The organism is Streptomyces sp. AcH 505 (assembly GCF_000818175.1).
Taxonomy (GTDB): Bacteria; Actinomycetota; Actinomycetes; order Streptomycetales; family Streptomycetaceae; genus Streptomyces.
The window spans coordinates 6,286,789-6,292,788 of sequence record NZ_JTIY01000001.1 but is presented as its reverse complement, the minus strand read 5'-3'; the positions used below and the strand labels follow the sequence as shown (position 1 = coordinate 6,292,788).

Sequence of the window (6,000 nt, the reverse complement as noted above, 5' to 3'; positions counted from 1 at the left end):
CCGGTCGGCCAGCTCCCTGCCCGCGCGCGCGACGGGTTCCGCGGCGCCGGCCGCCGCGATGTCGCGCAGCGCGGACGCGGTGTGTCCGGCGTGCGCGGCGAACGCCTCGTCTGCGCCGAGATAGGCGCGCTGTCCGGCCGCCATCGGGACCAGGGTGGCCAGGAACAGCGCCATGCCGAGTACCAGCGGCGGCAGCACGACGAGCAGCAGCTCGGGTGCCAGGGCGGCCATCCCGGCGAGGGCGCCCGCCGCGGTGAAGACGAAGGAGCGCAGGGTCAGCACGAGTCCTGCCCAGCTGTCGCGGGCGATCTCGCTCTGGTGGGTGACCTGCGAGACGGACCGGGTCGTGGCGGTGTCGGTCCGCCGGTCCAGTGCGGTCGTCAGGGCTCGGGCGACCGCGCGTCGTACGAGCCCGTCCCTGAACGGCTCGACCAGGTCGGCCAGTCGGGCGAAGATGCCCCGGGTGGCGAGCCAGGTCGGCAGGGTGGCGGCAGCGGCAACCGCCAGCCACAGCAGACCGGTTGACGAACTCCCGGCCAGAAATCCCTGGTCGAGGGCGCGGGCCACCCCGTACCCGCTCAGGAAGGTCTGGACGAATTCGACCAACGACCAGGCCGCCAGGCGCAGAAGGACCGAGGTGCGGGCCCGCAGGAACGGCGCCGCTTCCCTCGCGACGCGGCGGAGCGCGCCGGCCGACGACGGTGCGTCGGAGCCGGACGGCCGCCCTGCCGCTGGGTCCTGCCGCCGTGCCCGGGGCTCCACGGTCACGGAGGATTCGCGCGTCATCGCGGCTCCTCCTCCGCGACGAGCGTCGGTTCGCCGGATCCGGCCCCTTCGGCGGACTTCTCCTTGTCCGCTGACTTCTCCTCGTCCCCGGCCGGCGGGACGACGAAGACGGCGCGGTAGGCGTGGTCCGCCCACAGGTCTTCGTGCCGGCCTACCGCGCGCACGGTGCCGTTGTCGAGCCACACCACCTGGTCCGCTTCGACGACCGAGGAGAGCCGGTGGGCGACGATCACTCTGGTGCTCGTACCGGCCCGGCGCGCGAGGTCTCGCTGGACCTGTCGTTCGGTGACGGTGTCGAGCCCGGAGGTGGCGTCGTCGAGGACCAGTAACCGCCCGGTGTGCGCGAACGCGCGTGCGAGGCCGAGGCGTTGGCGTTCGCCGCCGGACAGCGGTGCCTGCGCGAGCGGGGTCCGGTACCCGTACGGCAGCAGCTCGATGAAGCCGTCCGCCGAAGCGGCCCGTGCGGCGGAGCGCACCTCGGACGGCGACGGCTGGACGGCGCCGAAGGCGATGGTGTCCTCGACGGTCGTGCCGAGCAGCGCCGGCCGGGCGAAGGCGTACGTCACGTCATGGCGCAGCCGTACGGGTTCCACGGCGTCCAGGGGTACGCCGTCCAGTGTGACGGTTCCGGCGTCGGGGTCGGTGAGCCGGCCCGCCACGGCCGCCAGGACGGACTTGCCGGATCCCGACCGGCCGACGACGGCGGTCGATGTACCGCCGGGGACGGTGAAACTCACGTCCCGCAGCAGGTCGTTGCCGTCGCGCACCACCTTCACACCGCGCAGCTCCAGCGTTCCAGGGCCGCCGGGCGGCAGGGTGAGCGAGCGGTGGGGCATGGCGGGGAGTGCGAGCAGGGGGGCGAGGCGGCGGGCCGCGGCGTGGCTGCGTGACAGCGCGCCCAGGGTGCCGGTCAGCGAGCCGAGACCGACGGCGAGCATGGCGTAGCGGGAGACGGCGACGAGGTCGCCGACGCTGATCGCGCCGGCCGCGAGCCGCAGTCCGGCGACGGCGAGGACCAGGACGGTGAGCAGTGGCAGCAGGACGGCGCTGCGGCCGGTGGCGCGGCCGTACACCTCCCAGGTACGCCGTCCGTACCGGGCGAGTGCGGAGAGGGGTTCGAGGATACGGGCGTACTCCCGGGCCCCGGTGTGCGCCGCCCGGACGGTCGCCGCGCCGTCGAGGACTTCGGTGAGCCGGGTGGCGACGTCGGCCTGCGCGCGTTGGTAGTCGGCGGTGGTGTCGGCCGTGTGCCGGGCGAACGTCACCAGCAGGGCGACGAGGGCGGGGGCGCCGGTGAGCAGTGCGGCGGCCGTCCAGGGGTCGATCAGGAACAGTCCGACCAGTCCGCCCACGGGGAGGAGGACAGCGGCGGCGGAGCCGGCCAGGGTGACGGGGGCGGACGCGGCGTCGGCCGCGTTGGCGGACAGCCGGGTGGCGAGGTCGCCGGGGGCGACGGTCTCGCCGTGGCGGGGCTCGGCGCGCACCACCCGGTCGAGGGTCTGCCCGCGCAGCCACGCGGTCAGCCATGCGGTGGCGCCGCCTCCCAGCAGGGCTGCGGCGGCGTCGAGCAGGACCTCGGCAGCGGTGAGTGCGGCGCACAGCAGAAGGGCCGGCCAGGGGACGGCCCTACCGGTCACGATGTGGTCGACGGTGGTGCCGAGCGCTGCGGGCAGTGCCACCGCGGCGAGCGCGGCGCCCGCGGAACACACCAGGACACCGGTGAGGGCGGCGGGCCGCCTGCGGGCGAGATCCAGTGCGGTACCGCCGGCGGACGGGACGTCGGGAGCGCTGGTCACGCCGGGATCCTTCCGTCGGTGTGTCGCGCGTGCACCGCGCGCTGAATCGGGTGATCGGGTGATCGGGTGATCGGGTACAGCTGATCCCGGGCGGAGAAACCGCCCGGGATCAGACTGTGCCGCCGACAGCCGCCCGGTCGCCTCAGCCACCGGTCAGCGCGACGGCGCGCGTCACGGGGTGCAGAGGACGACGCTCAGCGAGCTGAACTCGCAGATGAGCAGGCTGACCTGGCTGCCCGTCGCGACGTCGCCGAACGCCTCTTCGGCCGGGGTCTCCATCGCCTGAAGGTCAAGAAGAGCCATGATGGTGTCCTTTCTGGGGACTGTTGTGTGCGGGATTTAGCAACGGCCCCGAATGGGACCGGTCTGTGGGCCGCCTTGTCCGGCGCGGTGTGCGCCGTTCGGCGGCAGGAACGGCAGCGACGCCGGGGTGTCCCCGAGCGCGCTGCCCAGAGCGAGCAGGCAGCCTGCGGTGCCGGTGCTCAGGTCCATCGACAGCCGCATCAACTGCTCTCCCGGGAAAGCCACTTCACCCTGGTACGGCATGACGTGGAGTCCCAGGAGCGCGGTGTGCCTGCGGATGACGCGCTGCCGGTCGGCCGGCTCTCCCGCCGAGGTGCGGGCCAGTTGGAGCACGAGTCCGGCCACCCCCCGGAAGAGGCCGGGCTGGACGTAGAAGGCGGACCGGGAGGCGGGGAGCAGCGCGTGCAGCGCGGCTGCGAACGCCTCGTCGCCGGGCCGGTGCCGCAGGTAGTCGTCGATGACCGTCGCGAGGCCGGCGCTGCCCGCGCCGAGGTACGGCATCGTCCGTTTGCCCTCGACCACCAGGAGCGCCCCGTCGGCGCCCTCCTGACAACGGGCCAGGTCGCGGCGGAGCGCGGTGGCGGCCAGGTCGAGCAGCGCGGGATCCCCGGTCGCCTCGTACCGGCGTACGAAGAGCAGGGCGATGCCGGTGGCGCCGTGCAGCAGCCCGGTCCTGGAGGTGGGCGGGCCGTCCGTGAGCGACCGGGCGGCCAGCGCCGTACAGCGGTCGGCGGCGTCGGCGAGTACGGCGGCGTCCTGGGTGTCGGCCGCGCGGGCCAGATCGTGGAGGGCGAGGGCCACTCCGGCGTAGCCGCTGTGCAGGTCGGCGGTGAGCCCTTCGAGTGGCTGTTTCGCTACGAGGAGGGCGAGTTCGGTCGCCTGGTCCTGGTGTCCCAGCCGGTCGAGGGTCCAGGCGATGCCCGCCAGTCCGTCGTAGAAGCCGACGGGTGTGCCGGGCGCCGGGGACTTGACGCGGGCCAGCAGCCATTCCGCGGCCTCCGGACAGGAGGGTGCTCCGGTCTCCCGGAGGGCGTGGAGGACTCCTGCCGCGCCGTAGCCGAAGGACTGGCCGCCGGCGGGCGAGGCGAACTGGGCGATGTCGCCGGGGAAGCAGCGGTCGTCGCGCTCCGGTGTGCGGGAGTCGATGATCGCGCGGGCCATCGAGTCCCGGCTGCGCGGCCAGTCGCCGAGCGCGGAGACCGATGGCCCCCATGCGTCGGGGCGGTCGTCCGCCACTACCGCGGCCGTGGTCCCGGTTTGGGTCCCGGTCCTGGTCCTGGTCTTGGCGATCGGCGCGGTGTCCGGTGTGGCGTCCCGCAGGATCTCCTCGACGGCCGGACGGAGGCGGGCTTCCGGTATCCCGTAGATGAGGGATATCTCTTCCGCGAGTCGGGCCGCCTTGCGCCGGTCGATCGCGAACAGCGTGGTGAGCGGCAGGAACAGCGCGAGGCGCAGACAGGCGAGTGCGTACCGGTCGATGTCCGCCCCGCGCCGGTCGGACGGCGCGACGAACGCCGGGTTGGCGACGATCTGGCGGCGCCGCTCGTCGGTTCTCGACGCGGCCTCGAAGTCCAGCAGTACGACCCGGGATTCGTCCTCGGAGACCATGATGTTGCTCATGTGCAGGTCGCTGATGACAACACCGCGTTCATGGACGTCGAGCACGGCACGCTCGACGAGTCCGTACAACCTCGTTGCCCACGCGGCGTGTTCGGCGATCAGCTCCGGTGTCGGCTCCGCCTGCGAGAGCGGGAACCTGCGGGCGAACACGGCGTTGAGGGTGGCGCCGGGCACGTGCTGCAGTACGAGGAAGCGGTGCTCACCGATGTCGAGGGTGTCCCGGACCTCTGGTACGCAGTCCAGGCCGGTCAGTTGCTCCAGCGCCACCCGCTCACGCTCCAGCCGGGCCACCGCGTCGGCCCCGTCCGCGGCCAGTCCGGCGTACGGCCGTGCTTCCTTGAGCACCACACGCTCCCCGCTGCGGGTGTCCCGGCCGAGGTAGACGCCTCCCCCGTTGGAGAAGTGCAGGGCGCCCTCGACGCTGTAGGGCACATCGGCCAGCCCGACGGCCTTGCGCGCCTCAAGATGCGGCAGCAGGAACGGCGGGGGTGTCACCCACGCGGGGATGTTCAGCGAAGGACCGCGCGGATCGGGGACGAGCCGGCCCTGCGGATCGGCGACGGCGGGTACGAGGCGGCCGTCGGGCGCGGGACAGAACCGCGGTGCGAACGCCCCGTACCGCACATGGACAGGACCACTGCCGCAGCGCAGATCGCTCAGGATGTAGGGACCGTGCTCACCTTCGAGAAGGGCCATCAGGCCCTCGCACACATCCTGGAACTGGTCCTCGGAGTGTGGATACACCGTGATGAATTTGCCACTGCCCGCCCGGTCCGCGTACTTCGCGTTACGCAGATGCAACAGGGCGGGCCCGGGTATGAACTTGACGGGCAGCCGGCGCGGGAGACAGTAGTCGAGCACCCGCCGCAGAACCGATTCCGCGTTGTCGAGTCCCGCCGAGACGTGGATCTTCCAGCCCTGCGACGGCACCCGCAGACCGAGCGGGCTGAGGGAGAGCCAGTCACCACGCCGCGACCGCTCCCACCCCTCGGGGGCGGCCTCACGGGCCGGACCGTAGAGCGCGCCTTCACCCTGACGACCGGCGGAGGAGCGGTGCGGCGCGTCGTAGAAGACACGGTCCGCCTCGCAGTATGCGGCGTACTCCGGATTCACACTCACTCCCCTGCAGTCGCGGTGTTGCCGACGTCGTGTCGTTGTCGGCGCGCTACAGAAGGTGCCACGCCGCGGGAGAGCCGCAACAGTCACCGCTGTCACGTCTCGCGTGTGCACGCGGACATGCACAATGCACCCTCCACCCGCACATCGACCGCGGCCGAACGCAGGGGCTCACCGACTGCCCGGCATGCGCGGCGCAGACGTCATGGCGGGACGAGGTTGGTTCTGACCGAGATCCGGCTGGGCCAATAGCCGCCCTGAACGTTGCCAACAACTCTCACTCCGACAGTCGATGGCTGTCATGACATCTCTCCTCTGTAGAGATGATCGAGAAGGGTCAACAAACGGTAGGCGGTTTCAGCGGCTTGCGGTATGCGGT

The 6,000-nt window shown here is 72.4% G+C and carries 3 protein-coding genes and 1 pseudogene; all 4 read right to left on the bottom strand.

Annotated elements, in window-relative coordinates; genetic code table 11:
• Nucleotides 1-786, bottom strand: a pseudogene (locus HY68_RS44150) (ABC transporter ATP-binding protein); the annotation flags it as partial.
• Nucleotides 783-2,582 carry an ABC transporter ATP-binding protein gene (locus HY68_RS27985; protein ID WP_063779683.1) on the bottom strand — a complete coding sequence of 600 codons (1,800 nt, stop codon included), beginning with the start codon at nt 2,580-2,582 and terminating at the stop codon, nt 783-785. The gene HY68_RS27985 and the pseudogene HY68_RS44150, both read right to left, overlap by 4 nt.
• A 171-nt stretch (nt 2,583-2,753) precedes the next feature.
• Nucleotides 2,754-2,885, bottom strand: a complete 132-nt coding sequence (locus HY68_RS27980; protein ID WP_041993935.1) for a SapB/AmfS family lanthipeptide — start codon at nt 2,883-2,885, stop codon at nt 2,754-2,756.
• 36 nt (nt 2,886-2,921) lie between these two features.
• On the bottom strand, nt 2,922-5,618 hold the full coding sequence (lanKC, locus tag HY68_RS27975; RefSeq protein ID WP_041997383.1) for a class III lanthionine synthetase LanKC: 2,697 nt from the start codon (nt 5,616-5,618) through the stop codon (nt 2,922-2,924).
• Between the last annotated feature and the right edge of the window lie 382 nt (nt 5,619-6,000).